This is a genomic window from Bradyrhizobium forestalis, from assembly GCF_002795245.1.
In the GTDB taxonomy this organism is placed as follows: domain Bacteria; phylum Pseudomonadota; class Alphaproteobacteria; order Rhizobiales; family Xanthobacteraceae; genus Bradyrhizobium; species Bradyrhizobium forestalis.
On the sequence record NZ_PGVG01000005.1, the window covers coordinates 288,563 to 304,858 of the forward strand.

12 protein-coding genes are annotated in these 16,296 nt (G+C 65.1%); 11 read left to right on the forward strand and 1 reads right to left on the reverse strand.

The annotated features are described in order from the left end of the window. Positions 1-6 precede the first annotated feature (6 nt). Positions 7-1,056, forward strand: a complete 1,050-nt coding sequence (locus CVM73_RS09185) for a LacI family DNA-binding transcriptional regulator (protein WP_245452263.1) — start codon at positions 7-9, stop codon at positions 1,054-1,056. Here the strand turns inward: CVM73_RS09185 and CVM73_RS09190 are convergent. Next, positions 1,022-1,498 carry a ribosomal maturation YjgA family protein gene (locus CVM73_RS09190; RefSeq protein WP_167406729.1) on the reverse strand — a complete coding sequence of 159 codons (477 nt, stop codon included), beginning with the start codon at positions 1,496-1,498 and terminating at the stop codon, positions 1,022-1,024. The genes CVM73_RS09185 and CVM73_RS09190 overlap by 35 nt on opposite strands. A 79-nt stretch (positions 1,499-1,577) precedes the next feature. Here CVM73_RS09190 and CVM73_RS09195 point away from each other — a divergent pair, with 79 nt between their 5' ends. The 10 genes from CVM73_RS09195 to CVM73_RS09240 all read left to right on the forward strand — a co-directional run bounded on the left by CVM73_RS09195 (position 1,578) and on the right by CVM73_RS09240 (position 15,967). Further along, positions 1,578-2,918 (forward strand): MFS transporter, encoded by a 1,341-nt coding sequence (locus tag CVM73_RS09195; RefSeq protein WP_100231668.1) that lies wholly within the window; start codon positions 1,578-1,580, stop codon positions 2,916-2,918. A gap of 339 nt (positions 2,919-3,257) precedes the next feature. After that, the gene (locus CVM73_RS09200) at positions 3,258-4,364 is read left to right on the forward strand and encodes an efflux RND transporter periplasmic adaptor subunit (protein ID WP_100231669.1); all 1,107 of its coding nucleotides are present in this window, start codon (positions 3,258-3,260) and stop codon (positions 4,362-4,364) included. 223 nt (positions 4,365-4,587) lie between these two features. Continuing rightward, entirely contained in the window at positions 4,588-7,725 is a 3,138-nt protein-coding gene (locus CVM73_RS09205) for an efflux RND transporter permease subunit (RefSeq protein ID WP_100231670.1), read from the forward strand. A gap of 34 nt (positions 7,726-7,759) precedes the next feature. Then, positions 7,760-8,359: a TetR/AcrR family transcriptional regulator gene (locus CVM73_RS09210; protein WP_100231671.1), complete on the forward strand. Its 600-nt coding sequence runs from the start codon at positions 7,760-7,762 to the stop codon at positions 8,357-8,359. 93 nt (positions 8,360-8,452) lie between these two features. Beyond that, positions 8,453-9,076 carry a flavin reductase family protein gene (locus CVM73_RS09215; protein ID WP_100231672.1) on the forward strand — a complete coding sequence of 208 codons (624 nt, stop codon included), beginning with the start codon at positions 8,453-8,455 and terminating at the stop codon, positions 9,074-9,076. Positions 9,077-9,404: 328 nt separating this feature from the next. Next, positions 9,405-11,672 carry an acyl-CoA dehydrogenase gene (locus tag CVM73_RS09220; RefSeq protein WP_167406730.1) on the forward strand — a complete coding sequence of 756 codons (2,268 nt, stop codon included), beginning with the start codon at positions 9,405-9,407 and terminating at the stop codon, positions 11,670-11,672. Next, entirely contained in the window at positions 11,672-12,955 is a 1,284-nt protein-coding gene (locus CVM73_RS09225; protein WP_100231674.1) for an acetyl-CoA C-acetyltransferase, read from the forward strand. The genes CVM73_RS09220 and CVM73_RS09225 overlap by 1 nt, the downstream gene beginning before the upstream one ends. 2 nt (positions 12,956-12,957) lie before the next feature. Further along, positions 12,958-15,054, forward strand: coding sequence for a 3-hydroxyacyl-CoA dehydrogenase NAD-binding domain-containing protein (locus tag CVM73_RS09230; RefSeq protein ID WP_167406731.1), 2,097 nt, complete (start codon positions 12,958-12,960; stop codon positions 15,052-15,054). Positions 15,055-15,061: 7 nt separating this feature from the next. Continuing rightward, positions 15,062-15,472 carry an acyl-CoA thioesterase gene (locus tag CVM73_RS09235; protein WP_100231676.1) on the forward strand — a complete coding sequence of 137 codons (411 nt, stop codon included), beginning with the start codon at positions 15,062-15,064 and terminating at the stop codon, positions 15,470-15,472. Between the two features lie 303 nt (positions 15,473-15,775). Further along, positions 15,776-15,967: a hypothetical protein gene (locus CVM73_RS09240; protein ID WP_036013862.1), complete on the forward strand. Its 192-nt coding sequence runs from the start codon at positions 15,776-15,778 to the stop codon at positions 15,965-15,967. Positions 15,968-16,296 lie beyond the last annotated feature (329 nt).

A 16,296-nucleotide genomic window follows, 5' to 3' on the forward strand; every position in this document is an offset into this window, starting at 1 on the left:
AGCAGAATGAACCGGTTCATAATTCCTATGATGATGGGCCGGCCGCAGACCGTAAAAGTCAGGGACGTGGCGCGTGAGGCTGGCGTGGCCGTCGGCACGGTCTCCCGCGTGCTCAACGATCATCCCAGGGTCACCCCGGAGCTGCGCGAGCGCGTCGAAAAGGCGATGGCGCATCTCGGCTATGAGGTCGACGTCACGGCGCAGAGCATGCGCGCGGGACGGTCGCGGCTCGTCGCCTGCGCCATTCGCGATTTCGACATTCCGCGATTTGCGCTGTTCATCAAGGAGGCCGAAGCGGTCCTGCGCGAGGCCGGATACACTCTGCTTCTGGCCAGCACCACCAACCGCGCCGACATCGAGATCGGCCTGCTGAGCGCCTTCCGCAGGCGCCGGGTGGACGGCGTGATGATGACGCTGAGCGACGAGCAGCACCGCGACGTGCGCGAGGCGCTGTCGGCGGCTTCGATGCCGGTCCTGCTCATCGACAGGGACGGCATCACGACCCTCGATCGCGTCACCGCCGATCATCGCGAGGGGGCACGCCTTGCGACGACCCATCTGCTTGGCCTCGGGCACCGGCGGATCGCCATGCTCGTCGGCGATCTCAAGGCCTTTCCATCCCGAAGCCGCCTGGAGGGATTTCGTGAGGCGTGTTCGGCGGCGGGCATGGTGCCGCATCCGAGGCTGTTGCGCGACAACGTGCTCTCGGGCGAAGACGCCTATCGGGCGACGGTGTCTCTCATGGCCCTTGCAGAGCCCCCGACGGCGCTCTTCGTGGCGGCGATGGACACGCTCGGCGGTTGCCTGAGGGCGCTGCGGACGATGGGCATTGCTGCTGGCGACGGCATTTCGGTGGTGGCCGGCAGCGATTCCGATCTTGCCGAGTTGCACGCGCCGCCTATCACGGCGATCACGTGGGATCTGGCGGCGATGGGCCGCCACGCCGCAACCATGCTCCTGGAGCGGATGCGCGGCGACGAGATCGAGGGCGGCCGTGGTCTTGCCGTGCCGACGCAGCTGATCATTCGCGGGTCGACCCGGCCGCTTCCGAGTTGAGCTCGCTCTCCCGAGGCGCGATCCGGCTCCGCGTGACGCGGCTGTCCAGCCAGATGCCGGCCACGATACCGATGAGATAGGCCACCAGATCCCACGGTGAGAAGATGCGCCCGAGCAGCAACGCGCCGGCTGTGGTGAGCCGGAATGCATCGAGCCATGGCGTGTGCGCCAGCCGGGAGAATTCCACGACGATCGCGATCACCACCGCGATGGCAGCAATCTGCGTCCGCGACAGCCGCGGCAGGCAAACTCCGACGAGCAGAAACACCATCGTCGCCCATAGCAGCGAGCCGCCGTACTTCACCACGAAGGCGGGAAGCCCGAGCGGAAAGCCGTACCAGCGCAGCGACAACCCGCAGACGATCACCATCGCGGCGAGGCCGGCGCGGATCAGCGATGTCCGGAGCGGCGCAGCCGGTTGATCCGGCTGCGTTCCGTGCATTGCTCGCTCCATTGACTCTTTGCCCGCGATGCTCAAAACCGCCACTCAGCCCACAAAAGCAACAACCCGGGGGGAAGCCATGAGCCAGACCACCTATGCCGGTTCCGTCGGCGGTGCCAAGAGCGCCAGCAAGAGCGACATCGAGACCTCGACCATCCGCGCCATCTCCTGGCGCCTGATTCCGTTCCTGGTGCTGGCCTACTTCTTCTCCTATCTCGACCGCGTCAATCTCGGCTTCGCCGCGCTGACCATGAATGCGGAGCTGAAGTTCACGCCGCTGATCTTCTCCTGGGGCGCCGGCATCTTCTTCATCGGCTACTTCATCTTCGAGGTGCCGAGCAATCTCGCGCTGGAAAAATTCGGCGCGAGCCGCTGGATCGCGCGCATCATGGTGACCTGGGGCATCATCTCGGCCCTGATGGCGGTGGTCAGCGGCGTCACGAGCTTCTATGTCTTGCGCTTCCTGCTCGGCGTCGCCGAGGCCGGCTTCTTCCCGGGCATCATCCTCTATCTCACCTATTGGTATCCGGCCGAATATCGCGCCCGCTTCCTCGCGGCCTTCGCCATCGCGGTGCCGGTCTCGACCGTGATCGGCGCGCCGATCTCAGGCCTGCTGCTCGGGCTCGACGGCCTGATGGGGCTGAAGGGCTGGCAGTGGCTGTTCATCATCGAGGGCATCCCCTCGGTGCTGCTCGGCATCGTCACCTGGTTCTATCTCACCGACAAGCCGGAGAAAGCGGACTGGCTCTCGGCCGAGCAGAAGGCGTGGCTGAAGGCGAAGCTGGATTCCGAGATCGCCATCAAGCAGGCCGTGAAGCATCCCTCACTGGGCGAAGCGCTGTCCTCGCCAAGGGTGATCGCGCTCAGCCTGATCTATTTCGGCTTCGTCGGCGCGCTCTATGGCATGCAATTCTGGCTGCCGCAGATCGTCAAGGCGTTCGGCCTCACCAACGCGCAGACCGGCTTCGTCACCGCGATCCCCTATCTGTTCGGCACCATCGCCATGATCCTGTGGGCGCGGCATTCGGATGCGAGCCGCGAACGCGTCATGCATGTCGGCGCACCGCTGCTGCTCACCGCGGTTGCGCTCGGCATCTCCTCCTATCTCACCGATCCCACCCTCACGATGGTGGCGCTGACGGTGGCCGCGATCGGCGTGTTCTGCTGCTTCGGCGTGTTCTGGACGCTGCCGACCGCCTGGCTCTCCGGCACGGCGGCCGCCGGCGCCATCGCCCTGATCAACTCGATCGGCAATCTCGCCGGCTTCGGCGGGCCCTATCTGATCGGCTGGGTCAAGGAGGCGACAGGGCAGACCTCGACTGGCCTCTTGGTGCTCGCGGTGCTGCCGCTGATCGCCGGCATTTTGGTCTTTGTCGGCGGCCACGACAGCAAGCACGAGTTCGCCGAACAGGGGCGGTGAGCCGCCTGACCACGTAGCCCGGATGGAGCGTAGCGTAATCTGGGACCCATGTTCGTTACGGCCCGAGGCCCCGGATTGCGCTGCGCTCCATCCGGGCTATGGACTTCGGGTGGGCAAAGGCGCGCACTTCGCGCGCCGTGCCCACCATCTTTATCAATGGTGACCTGTCTGGTGGGCACGCTCCGCTTTGCCCCACCCTACGATCGCACCTTCCTGGCAACCGCTCGCCCAATCCTTACCACCCCTTAACGATCACGCTTTCCTGATGACTGACGATTATTGACTTTTATCAGTGATTAGTCGACATTCCTCTCATTCGAGCTGCAGGAGCGTTCTTCGATGTTCGTCCGGTCCGTTTTGTCGAGCTATTCCAGGCTGTTGGCAGGTGTGTCGCTGGCCCTGATGGCCGCTGCGCTGGCCGGGTGCAATGATACCGTCGCTGAGAAGGCCGAGCCGCCGCGGCCGGTTCTGGTGGCGACTGCGCATTATGATGCCGAGACCCCGGAGCGCAGCTTCGTCGGCACCGTCAGGCCGCGCATCGAGAGTGATCTCGGCTTCCGCGTCGCCGGCAAGGTCGCCAAGCGCCTCGTTGAAGTCGGCCAGACCGTCGAGGTCGGCCAGCCGCTCGCCACCCTCGACGAGGTTGATCTGAAGCTCCAGGCCGAGCAGGCGCTGGCCGAGCAGACCGCCGCGACCGGCGTGCTGGCCCAGGCCGCCGCAGCCGAGCAGCGCGCCAAGGACCTGAAGGCGAAGGGCTGGACCACCGACGCGCAGATGGACTCGAGCCGCGCCGCTGCGGACGAAGCCCGCGCACGCCTGAACCGCGCCGAACGCGCGCTCGAGCTGAGCAAGAATTCCCTTTCCTACGCGACGCTTGTTGCCGACGCCCGCGGCGTTGTCACTGCAACGCTGATCGAGCCCGGCCAGGTGGTCGCCGCGGGCCAGGCTTCGATCCGTGTCGCCCGCTTTGCCGAGAAGGAAGCGGTCGTCGCGATCCCTGAGACGCTGGTTGGACGCGCCAAGTCGGGCGTCGCCAGCGTCACTCTTTGGTCGGAGCCGGACAAGAAGTACGCAGCGAAGCTGCGCGAGATCGCGCCGGCAGCCGACCCGGCCACACGCACCTATCTGGCGAAATTCTCGCTGCCGGAGGCCGACGACAAGGTCGCGCTCGGCATGACCGCGACGCTGACGCTGTCTGACGCCGCGACCGAGCGCGTCGCGCGGCTGCCGCTGTCGGCGCTGTTCAACGAAGGCGGCAAGCCGTCCTTCTACGTCGTTGACGACAACGGCTCCGTCACATTGAAGCCGGTGACGGTGAAGTCCTACGAGAGCAACGACGTCGTCATCATCAGCGGTGTGGAAGAGGGCGCCAAGATCGTCGCCCTCGGCGTGCAGAAGCTCGATCCGGGGCAGCGGGTGCGCGTCGTGTCGTCGCTGAGTTTCTAGTTTCCGTCATTCCGGGTCTGGCCCTTCGGGCCATCCCGGAATGGCAAGGAAATAGAGTTTCGTCGTGCAAGGTGAGTTTCGGCCTTTGTCCCTAAGCAAAGGCTGAAGCGGCGAAGCGATCCAGAACCTGCCCAGCCCCCTGGATTGCTTCGCTGCCTCGCGACGACGGTTTGAACAGAGTGGCTGCCGTTTTTGGTAACTGGATCGTCTTTCGGAGAGAGCGATGAAGCGCTTCAACCTTTCGGCCTGGGCCGTCAGCCATCCGACGCTGGTGCTCTTCCTGATGCTCGTGCTCGGCGTTGCCGGCTTCTTCTCCTATGAGAAGCTCGGCCGTGCCGAGGATCCGTTCTTCACGGTGAAGGTGGTCAACGTCTCCGTGATCTGGCCGGGCGCGACCGCGCAGGAGATGCAGACGCAGGTCGCCGATCCCATCGAGAAGAAGATCCAGGAACTGCCCTATTTCGAGAAGGTGCAGACCTATTCCAAGCCCGCCTTCACCGCGCTCCAGGTCACCTTCCGCGACAACACGCCGCCGAAGGACGTGCCCTACCTGTTCTACCTGCTGCGCAAGAAGCTGGTCGACGTGCAGGGCCAGCTGCCCTCCGGCATCCTCGGGCCCGTCGTCAACGACGAGTTCTCCGACGTCGACTCCATCCTTTACATGATGACCGGCGAAGGCGCCGACTATGCCCAGCTCAAGAAGGTCTCGGAAGGGTTCCGTCAGCGCCTGTTGAAGGTGCCTGGTGTCACCAAGGTCGACGTCTACGGCAACCAGGACGAGCGCATCTTCGTCGAGTTCAGCCATGCCAAGCTCGCGACCCTCGGCATCACGCCGCAGGCGCTGTTCGATTCGCTCGCCAAGCAGAACAACGTGACGCCCGCCGGCACGGTCGAGACCTCGTCGCAGCGCGTGCCGCTGCGCGTCACCGGCGCGCTCGACGGCGCCAAGGCCGTCGCCGAGACTCCGGTCGAGAGCAATGGCCGCGTGTTCCGTCTCGGCGATATCGCCACCGTCACCCACGGCTTTGTCGATCCGCCGAGCTTCGTCGTCCGTCAGGAAGGCAAGCCCGCGATGGGCATCGGCGTCGTCACCGCCAAGGGCGCCAACATCCTCGACCTCGGCAAAGAGGTCGAGAAGGCGACCGCCGAGTTCATGAAGGCGGTGCCGCAGGGCATCGACGTCAAGCTGATCGCCGATCAGCCCAAGGTGGTCGAGCACGCTGTCGGCGAGTTCGTGCACTCCTTCATGGAAGCACTCGTCATCGTGCTGTTCGTCTCGTTCCTGGCGCTCGGCTGGCGCACCGGCATCGTGGTCGCGCTGTCGGTGCCTTTGGTGCTCGGCATCGTCTTCATCGTGATGAACACGATGTCGCTGGACCTGCACCGCATCACGCTGGGTGCGCTGATCATCGCGCTCGGCCTGCTCGTCGACGACGCCATCATCGCGGTCGAGATGATGGTGGTGAAGATGGAGCAGGGCTGGGACCGCATGCGCGCGGCGTCCTTTGCCTGGGAATCAACTGCGTTTCCGATGCTCACGGGAACGCTGGTCACGGCCGCTGGCTTCCTCCCCATCGGCTTTGCCAATTCGGCGGTTGGCGAATATGCCGGCAGCATCTTCTGGATCGTGGCGATCGCGCTGGTCGCCTCCTGGTTCGTGGCGGTGATCTTCACACCCTATATCGGCGTCAAGCTGCTGCCGGAGATGAAGGCCCATCACAACCACGATCCGCACGCGGTCTACGAGACCCGCATGTACCGCGGCCTGCGCGCCATCGTGCAATGGTGCGTCAACCACCGCATCACCGTGGTGGTCGCGACCGTCGGCGTCTTCGTCGCCTCGATCGTCGGCTTCGGCCACGTCCAGCAGCAGTTCTTCCCGCTGTCGGAGCGGCCCGAGCTGTTCCTGCAGCTGCGCCTGCCCGAGGGTACCGCCTTCAACGTCACCGAGAAGGCGGTCAAGAAGGCCGAGACCCTGCTCAAGGACGACAAGGACATCGAGACCTACACCTCCTATGTCGGCCAGGGCTCGCCGCGTTTCTGGCTCGGCCTCAACCCGCAGCTGCCGAACGAGGCCTTCGCCGAGATCGTCATCGTCGCCAAGGGCGTCGAGGCGCGCGAGCGCATCAAGGCCAAGATCGAGAACGCGGCTGCCGATGGCTTCCTGACCGAGGCGCGCGTGCGCGTCGACCGCTTCAATTTCGGTCCGCCGGTCGGCTTCCCCGTCCAGTTCCGCGTGATCGGCCCCGATGCCAACAAGGTGCGCGAGATCGCCTACCAGGTCCGCGACGTCATGCGGCAGAACAAGAGCGTCAAGGACGTCCAGCTCGACTGGAACGAGCAGTCGCCTTACCTCAAGCTCGTCGTCGATCAGGACCGTGCCCGTGCCATGGGCCTGACCCCGCAGGAGGTCTCGCAGGCGCTGGCGATGCTGATTTCGGGCTCGCAGGTCACCACCGTGCGTGACGGCATCGAGAAGGTCGGCGTGGTGGCCCGTGCCATCCCGTCCGAGCGCCTCGACCTCGGCGGCGTCGGTGATCTCACCATCACCTCACGCAATGGGGTGGCCGTGCCGCTGCAGCAGATCGCCAAGATCGAATATGCCCATGAGGAGCCGATCATGTGGCGGCGCAACCGCGACATGGCGATCACCGTGCGCTCCGACGTCGTCGACGGCGTGCAGGCGCCCGATGTCACCAACCAGATCACGCCGAAGCTGAAGCCGATCAAGGACCACCTCGAGCCGGCCTACCGGATCGAGCCGGGTGGCGCTTTCGAGGAATCCGCCAAGGGCAACGCCTCGATCTTCATCCTCTTCCCGGTCATGGTCATGGTGATGCTGACGCTGCTGATGATCCAGCTGCAGAGCTTCTCGCGCCTGATCCTGGTGTTCCTGACCGCGCCGCTCGGCATCGTCGGTGCTTCGCTCGGCCTCAACGTCGCCAACGCCCCGTTCGGCTTCGTGGCGCTGCTCGGCCTGATCGCGCTCGCCGGCATGATCATGCGCAACACGGTCATCCTGGTCGATCAGATCGAGACCGATGTCTCGCACGGCCTGACCCGGCGTGAGGCGATCGTGGAGGCGACCGTCCGCCGCGCCCGTCCGGTGGTGCTGACGGCGCTCGCCGCCATCCTGGCCATGATCCCGCTGTCGCGCTCGGCCTTCTGGGGCCCGATGGCGATCACCATCATGGGCGGCCTGTTTGTCGCGACCTTCCTGACGCTGCTGTACCTGCCGGGTCTTTACGCCTTGTGGTTCAGGAAGAGCCTGGACGAGGCGGGCTCCGTCGAGCAGCCCGCCGCGCCGCAGCATGGGAGCGATGACCAGCGCGCAATTCCGCTTGCTGAAGCGGCTGAATAAGTGAGATGAAGTACTGACGAACGAGTCCTGACAGATGACATTGGTTGCGGAACATATCGAAGGCGACACCCGGGACCGTATCCTCGAGGTGGCTGAGCGGCTGTTCCGCCAGATCGGCTACCAGAAGACCACGGTCGGCGACATCGCCAAGGAGCTCAGGATGAGCCCCGCCAACGTCTATCGTTTCTTCGAATCGAAGAAGGCGATCCACCAGGCGGTGGCCCAGGGCTTGATGGGCGAGGTCGAGCTGGAGGCCCAGCGGATTGTGGCGCGGCCCGGTCCGGTCAAGGAGCGCTTCCGCGAGCTGCTCACCACCATTCATCGCATGAACAGCGAGCGCTATGTCGGCGACAACAAGTTGCATGAGATGGTCGAGATCGCGATGCAGGAGGACTGGGAGGTCTGTGTCGCCCACATGGAGTGCATTGCCGGGACGATCGGCCAGATGATCGCACAGGGCGTCGCCTCCGGCGAGTTCGAGGCGCCGGACCTGCAGCTGGCCTCGCTGTGCGCCTGCACCGCGATGATGCGCTTCTTCCACCCCCAGATGATCGCCCAGTGCGCCACCAAGCCGGGCCCGACCATCGATCAGATGATCGATTTCGTCATCGCGGGTCTGTCGCCGCGGCACTGACGGGCCGGGAAGTTTCCTCCTATAAGCAAGCCTTGCCGTCATTCCGGGGCGCGCGTAGCGCGAACCCGGAATGACGGGGTGTGGAGACCCGCGGTGACCGATAAAGACCTGTACTTCTACGAGCCCTCCAAGGGCCACGGCCTCAAGCACGATCCCTTCAACGCCATCATCGCGCCGCGGCCGATCGGCTGGATCTCCTCACGCGACGCCAGGGGCCACGTCAACCTCGCGCCCTACAGCTTCTTCAACGCGTTCTGCTACGTGCCGCCGATCATCGGCTTCTCCTCGACCAACTGGAAGGACACGGTCGAGAACATGCAGCAGACCGGCGAGTTCGTCTGGAATCTCGCCACGATGGACCTGGCGAAGCACATGAACGCGACTGCCGCGCATGTCGCCCCTGAGGTCGACGAGTTCGAGGTTGCGGGCCTCACCGCCGTGCCCGGCAGGCTCGTCAATGTGCCGCGCGTCGGCGAGAGCCCGGTCGCGTTCGAGTGCAAGGTCTCCGACATCGTCCGCCTCAAGGGCGCCAACGGCAAGGAGGCCGATGCCTGGCTGACGCTCGGCGAGGTGGTCGCCGTCCACATCGACAAGGCCATGATCAAGGACGGCGTCTACCAGACCGCCGCCGCCCGCCCCATCGTCCGCGCCGGCCGCCGCGGCGATTATTTCGAGATCAAGCCGGAAAACATGTTCGAGATGGTGCGGCCGGATTAGGCTGCGGCCGTACTCCCTCCACGCCGTCATTCCGGGGCGACGCGTAGCGTCGAGCCCGGAATCCATTCATCGACAAACATTGCCGCGCGATGGATTCTCAGGTGCGCAATTGCGCACCATAGCTCACGCTTCGCGTGCCCCGGAATGACGCGGAGAGACATCTAGCCCCCACCCCCTTCCGGAACTGCCCCCGTGTCCCGGCCGTTATGGTCCCCGGGGCGGCCGCCCGGCCGCGTCAATTCGCTTCATTTTGCAGGCGAAGTGTTCACTCACCCCGCCGACTTTCCGCTAAAATGCCCTGTCACCGCGCCGATGCATGAGGTCCGCCATGAGCTTCCGCCGCGACACCCTGACAAAGCCGATCTTCGCTCTCGCGCGCGGCGTTTTGCCGGCGATGTCCGACACCGAGCGCGAGGCGCTGGAGGCGGGTGACGTCTGGTGGGATGCCGATCTCTTCACCGGTAACCCTGATTGGTCGAAGCTGCTGAAGGTCCCGCAGGCGACGCTAACGGACGAGGAACGGGCCTTCCTCAATGGTCCCGTCCACGAGCTCTGCGCCATGCTCGACGAATGGAAAATCTTCTGGGAATGGCGCGACCTGCCGCAGGACGTCTGGCACTTCGTCAGGCGTGAAAAGTTCTTCGGCATGATCATTCCGAAGGAGTTCGGCGGCCTCGGCTTCTCGCCCTACGCGCATTCTGAAGTCGTGCGCAAGATCTCGACCCGCTCGATCGCGGCTGCGGTCACCGTGATGGTGCCGAACTCGCTCGGCCCGGGCGAGCTTCTGATGCGCTTCGGCACCAAAGAGCAGCAGGAGCGCTGGCTGCCGCGCCTCGCCGACGGCCGCGACATTCCCTGCTTCGGCCTCACCAGCCCCGAGGCCGGCTCCGACGCCGCCTCGATGGTCGACACCGGCATCATCTGCAAGGGCACTTTCGAGGACCGCGAGGTCGTCGGCCTCAGGCTGAACTGGCACAAGCGCTACATCACGCTCGGCCCGGTCGCGACGCTGCTGGGTCTTGCTTTCAAGGCCTATGATCCCGATCATCTCGTCGGTGATCAGGAAGAGCTCGGCATCACCGTGGCGCTGATCCCGACCAATCTGCCCGGCGTCGAGATCGGCCAGCGCCATCTACCCTCGATGCAGGTGTTCCAGAACGGCCCGAACCGGGGACGCGACGTCTTCATCCCGCTCGATTACGTCATCGGCGGCAAGGAGCGCCTCGGGCAGGGCTGGAAGATGCTGATGACGGCGCTTGCCGCCGGCCGCGGCATCTCGCTGCCATCGCTCTCTGCTGCGGGTGCCGCCTATGCCGCGCGCACCACCGGCGCCTATGCCCGCATCCGCGAGCAATTCGGCATCTCCATCTCCAAGTTCGAGGGCGTCGAGGAGCCGCTCGCGCGCATCGTCGCCACCGCCTACCAGCTCGACGCGGCGCGCCGGCTCACTTGCGCGGCGCTGAATGCCGGCATTCATCCCGCCGTCATCTCCGGCATCATGAAGCTGCACGCGACCGAGCGGATGCGCACCGCCGTCGACGACGCCATGGACATCCATGGCGGCAAGGCCGTGATCGACGGCCCGCAAAACTATCTCGGCAATCTGCATCGCGCCGTGCCGGTCGGCATCACCGTGGAAGGCGCCAACATCCTGACCCGCAACCTCATCGTGTTCGGGCAGGGCGCCATCCGCGCCCATCCCTATCTGCTCGATGAGATGAATGCGCTCGCGGACACCGACCGCGAGCGTGGGCTGACCGCGTTCGACAAGGCGTTCTGGAAACATGTCGGCCATAGCTTCCGGACGCTGTTCCGCGCCTTCGGTCGCAGCTGGACCTTTGGCGCCTTCGCGCTGGCGCCGGATGCGGGCGATGCCACGCCATTTTATCGCCAGCTCTCGCGCTATTCGGCGGCCTTTGCGCTTTGCGTCGACATGGCGCTGCTCACCCTCGGTGGCGCGCTCAAGCGCAAGGAGATGCTGTCGGCGCGCTTCGGTGACATCCTGTCCGAGCTCTATCTGCTCTCGGCCGCGCTGAAGCGCTGGCAGGACGAGGGCCGGCAGAAGGAGGATTTCGCCGCCCTGGAATGGTGCATGGCGACCGGCTTCCGGACTATCGAGAACCGGCTTGCCGAGATCCTCGCCAATTTGCCCAACCGCTTTGTCGCAGTCTTCCTCAAGCTGGTGGTCCAGCCGTTCGGTGCCCGCGTGCTCGGCCCCTCCGACCGCGTCGTGCACGAATGCGCCAGCCTGGTGCTGGAGCCGTCGTCGGCACGTGAGCGCCTCACGCCGGATCTGGCCCAAGTCGATGACGACGGCGGCTTTGCCCGGCTGGAGCGCGCGTTCACCCTGGCCACCAGCACCGACGCCATCGCCAAGCGCCTGCGTGCTGCGCATATCCGCGACTGGAAGGAGGCGGTCAGCAAGGGCGTGATCACGCAGGCTGAGGGCGAGCAGCTTGCTGCAGCTCATGAAGCCGTCACAAAAGTGATCGACGTCGACGATTTCGCGCCGGAGGCGCTGTCGCCGATTTACAAGAAAACCGTCAACGTGCATCAGTTCTTCCAGGAACTCGGTGAACAGAGGGCGGCGAGCTGATGGCACGACCGGTATTCATCGTCGACGGCAGCCGGACGCCGTTCTTGAAGGCGCGTTTGGGGCCCGGTCCGTTCACGCCGGTCGATCTCGCCGTGCAATGCGGCCGGCCGCTGCTGGCGCGCCAGCCGTTTGCGCCTGACAGCTTCGACCAGGTCATCCTCGGCTGCGTCAACGTGATCGCGGACGAGATGAATCCGGCCCGCGTCGCCGCGCTCCGGCTCGGCATGGGCGAGGACATGGTCGCTTTCACCGTGCAGATCAATTGCGGCTCCGGCATGCAGTCGATCGACACCGCCTATCGCTACATCCGTGAAGGTCATGCCGACATGATCCTCGCCGGCGGCACCGAGGCGCTCAGCCACGCGCCGCTGGTCTGGCCGAACGCGGGCGTGCGCTGGTTTGCCGGCCTTGCCACCGCCAAGGGCGTGGCCGCGAAGATCGCCTCAGCCTTCAAGCTGCGGCCGCGCTATCTCAAGCCGATCATCGGACTCGAGCGCGGGCTGACCGATCCCGTCACCGACCTGAACATGGGCCAGACCGCCGAGGTCGCCGGCCATCTCTTCGGCATTACGCGCGCACAGTCGGATGCCTATGCCGCCGAAAGCCATCGCCGGCTCGCGCATGCGCAAAGTGCGGGTTATCTGAAAGGCGAAGTCGAGACCGCGTTCTCGCGCGATGGCAAGTTCTTCGACCACGACGACGGCGTGAGGCCGGATTCGACAGCTGAGACGCTGGCAAAACTGAGACCGGTGTTCGAGCGTCCCTGGGGACAGGTCACCGCGGGCAATTCCTCGCAGATCACCGACGGCGCCTCCTGGGTTATTCTGGCTTCGGACGCAGCGGTGGCAAAGCACAAATTGACGCCAAAGGCTGCGATCGTCGACAGCAACTGGGCCGCGCTCGATCCCAGCATCATGGGGCTTGGCCCGGTGATGTCGGTAACGCCGCTGCTCCAGCGCAACGACCTCGCCATCAAGGACGTCGAGACCTGGGAGCTGAACGAGGCCTTCGCGACGCAGGTGCTCGGCTGTCTCGCCGCCTGGAACGACGCCAAGTTCTGCCGCGAGATTCTCGGCCTCGACGGCGCCGCCGGCGAGATCGACCGTGACAGGCTCAATGTCGACGGCGGCGCCATCTCGCTCGGCCATCCCGTCGGCACCTCCGGCAATCGCATCGTGCTGCACCTCGTTAACGCGATGAAGCGGCTCGGCACGCGGCGCGGCGTTGCCACCGAATGCATCGGCGGCGGGCTCGGCGGCGCCATGTTGATCGAGGCGGTGTGACCATGGATTCCAAGATCATGACCGCGCTCGCCGACCGGGTGCTGGAGCTCGGGCCGCAGCCGGCGCAAGACAGTCCCTACAAGCATTTCAAGCTGACGCGCGATGCCGATGGCGTCGCCTGGCTGCTGTTCGATCGCACTGATGCAAGCGCCAACACCCTGTCCTCCGAGGTGATGGAAGAGTTCGACGCCGTGCTCGCAGCGATCGAGACCGAGCGTCCCGCAGGTCTCGTGATCCGCTCCGCAAAACCGTCCGGCTTCATTGCCGGCGCCGATGTCAACGAATTCCGCGGCGCCAGCGATCCCGAGATGGTGGAGACCCGTATCCGCGCCGCGCACGCTGTGGTCGATCATCTGGAAGCGCTAAAACTGCCGACGGTCGCGGTCATCCATGGCTTCTGTCTCGGCGGCGGGCTCGAGGTGGCGCTGGCCTGCCAGGCGCGCATCGCCATCGATGGTGCGCGCTTCGGTTTTCCGGAGGTGATGCTCGGCCTGCATCCCGGCCTCGGTGGCACGGCGCGGTTCACCGCGCTGGTCAATCCGACCCAGTCGATGGCGCTGATGCTGACCGGCCGCACCATCGATGCGCGCCGCGCCAAATCGCTCGGCCTCGTCGACGCCGTGACGCAGGAGCGGCACGTCCAGAGCGCGGTGAAGGATGCGCTGTTCGGCCGTCTGAAGCGGGCCAAGCCCGGTCTGCTCACGCGCGCGGCCAATCTCGGCCCGGTGCGTGGCCTGCTGGCCAAGCGCATGCGCGCGGAGGCCGCGAAGGCTGCATCGCGCGAGCATTATCCCGCGCCTTACGCGCTGATCGACCTCTGGGAGGCCCATGGCGGCGGCAAGGCCGCGATGCTGAAGGCCGAGCAGGCCTCGTTCGCCAGGCTGATGGTGACGCCGACCGCGCAGAATCTGATCCGCGTCTTCTTCCTGCGCGAGCAGATGAAGAAGGTGGCAGGCTCCGGCAACACGGTGAAGCACGTCCACGTCATCGGCGCCGGCGCCATGGGCGGCGACATCGCGGGGTGGTGTGCGGGGCAGGGGCTGCGCGTCTCACTCGCCGACATGAAGGCGGAGCCGATCGCAGCCGCGGTGAAGCGCGCCGCCGACCTCTACGGCAAGATCATCCGCAAGCCCACCGACGTGCGCGACGCGCTCGATCGCCTCATCCCCGACATGGACGGGGAGGGCGTCCGCAATGCCGATCTCATCATCGAGGCGGTGCCGGAGAAGCTGGAGCTGAAGCAGAAGGTCTATGCTGGGCTCGAGCCAAGGATGAAACCGGGCGCGATCCTCGCGACCAACACGTCAAGCATTCCGCTTCAGGATCTGCGCACCACGCTGGCGCGGCCGGAGCGGCTGGTCGGTTTGCATTTCTTCAATCCGGTGTCGCGGCTGCAGCTGGTCGAGGTCGTCAGCCATGACGGCAATGATGCGCAGGTGCTGAAAGATGCGCTCGCTTTCGTCGGTGCGATCGATCGTTTGCCGCTCGCCGTGATGAGCTCGCCCGGCTTTCTCGTCAACCGCGCGCTGACGCCGTACATGCTGGAAGCGATGGTGATGCTGGACGAGAAGATCGACCCGCGCCTGATCGACGCCGCGGCCGAGCAGTTCGGCATGCCGATGGGGCCGATCGAGCTCGCCGATCAGGTCGGGCTCGACATCTGCCTCGACGTCGGCGACATGCTGCGCACGAAGTTCGGCGATCTGTTGCCGCCGACGCCGGCCTGGCTGCGCGAGAAGGTCGCCAAGGGTGAGCTCGGCCGCAAGGCCGGCAAGGGTTTTTACACCTGGAAGGACGGCAAGGCGGAGAAGACGCCGTTGCCTGAGACCGGGCCGCGCGTCACCGACCAGATGATCGACCGCCTGGTGCTACCGATGTCCAATGTCTGCATCGCGTGCTTGCGCGAGGGCATCGTCGACGATGCCGATGCGGTTGACGGCGCCATGATCTTCGGGACGGGTTATGCACCATTCCGCGGCGGCCCGCTGAACTATGCGCGCACGCGCGGCGCGGATAATGTCGTATCCACCTTGCGCGCGCTGGCCGAGAGATTCGGCGAGCGCTTTGCGCCGGATCCGGGCTGCGACAATTTCAAGTGAGAGAGGCATGAGCGATAAAGTCAATACCGCGCCGAGCGGGGATCTCTGCATCCGCACGCTGGCGATGCCCGCCGATACCAATGCCAACGGCGACATCTTCGGCGGCTGGCTACTCAGCCAGATGGACGTCGGTGGCGGCGTGTTCGCCTCGAAAGTCGCGAAGTCGCGCACTGTGACCGTCGCGATCGAGGCGATGAATTTTCGCAAGGCGGTCTATGTCGGCGATCTCGTCTCGGTCTATGCCAATCTCGTGCGTGTCGGGCGCACGTCGTTGACCGTGCACCTCGAGGCCTGGGCATTGCGGCGCAAGGAGCTGCACCCGTTCCTCGTCACCGACGGCCATTTCACCTATGTCTCGATCGACGATCACGGCCGTCCGCAGGCGATCCAGCGAAACGATCCGCCGATCGCGACGTAGTCGCGCGCGACTTTACAAGCGTAACTGTCATTGCCCGCGAAGGCGGGTATTCCAGAGGCGGTTGTGTAAAATCTCGCTGCCGCGGCGTACTGGATCGTCCGCCCCAGTGCGCAACTGCGCACAAGGCGGACGATGACAGACGACTCGTTCCCGCGTCGCGGCTTCGCCAAGAACCAGTCATAAAACGGATGAGGTCCCGGCGTACTCAATTGCGTGTCGATTCGGGGTGGAAACGGCCTCAAATGCCTGGGAACCTTTGGGCAGGAGCACCGTTATTTGCCCGCACTGAGGAATCCACGGACCATGCCGGACAGCTACATCATCGAAGTCGATTCGCAGACCGCAGGTATCGTCGTACGTTCTTCTGGAGGCTACTGCTTCTTCGCCTCATCCCACCGATTCAACCGTCTCGAAGGCCAGCTCTTCCGCAACGCGCGCGAAGCCGAGCGCGCCGCACGCAGGCTGGTGAACGGCGATGTGAAGGAGGCGGCGTAAGCGCCTGCAGCCGGTGATTTCGACGCGCGAAGCGTGGTCGGAATTTTTTGCCGCCCTTGAAGCTGCTGCCTTGTTCCTTCTCCCCTTGCGGGAGAAGGTGGCGCGAAGCGCCGGATGAGGGGTTCTTTCCACTCGCAAAAACTGTTCGTGAGGATAGAGACCCCTCACCCGACTTCGCTTCGCGAAGCCACCCTCTCCCACAGGGCTAAGGCGTGCACAGATTTTTCTTGCCTTGAGTGAATCGAGTCTGATTCTTTGCAGTGCGGTTGAGAAGGATGACCGCATTGAAGGCAGGAATGGATTGGTCGGTCGGCCGTTTTGGAGACGTT

Excerpts from the sequence above, each read along its gene's own strand:
- CVM73_RS09225 (WP_100231674.1), top strand. The coding sequence starts at position 11,672 with ATGGCACGACCGGTATTCATCGTCGACGGCAGCCGGACGCCGTTCTTG.
- CVM73_RS09240 (WP_036013862.1), top strand. The coding sequence starts at position 15,776 with ATGCCGGACAGCTACATCATCGAAGTCGATTCGCAGACCGCAGGTATC.
- CVM73_RS09220 (WP_167406730.1), top strand. The coding sequence starts at position 9,405 with ATGAGCTTCCGCCGCGACACCCTGACAAAGCCGATCTTCGCTCTCGCG.
- CVM73_RS09230 (WP_167406731.1), top strand. The coding sequence starts at position 12,958 with ATGGATTCCAAGATCATGACCGCGCTCGCCGACCGGGTGCTGGAGCTC.
- CVM73_RS09205 (WP_100231670.1), top strand. The coding sequence starts at position 4,588 with ATGAAGCGCTTCAACCTTTCGGCCTGGGCCGTCAGCCATCCGACGCTG.
- CVM73_RS09190 (WP_167406729.1), bottom strand. The coding sequence starts at position 1,498 with ATGCACGGAACGCAGCCGGATCAACCGGCTGCGCCGCTCCGGACATCG.
- CVM73_RS09200 (WP_100231669.1), top strand. The coding sequence starts at position 3,258 with ATGTTCGTCCGGTCCGTTTTGTCGAGCTATTCCAGGCTGTTGGCAGGT.
- CVM73_RS09195 (WP_100231668.1), top strand. The coding sequence starts at position 1,578 with ATGAGCCAGACCACCTATGCCGGTTCCGTCGGCGGTGCCAAGAGCGCC.
- CVM73_RS09235 (WP_100231676.1), top strand. The coding sequence starts at position 15,062 with ATGAGCGATAAAGTCAATACCGCGCCGAGCGGGGATCTCTGCATCCGC.
- CVM73_RS09185 (WP_245452263.1), top strand. The coding sequence starts at position 7 with ATGAACCGGTTCATAATTCCTATGATGATGGGCCGGCCGCAGACCGTA.
- CVM73_RS09210 (WP_100231671.1), top strand. The coding sequence starts at position 7,760 with ATGACATTGGTTGCGGAACATATCGAAGGCGACACCCGGGACCGTATC.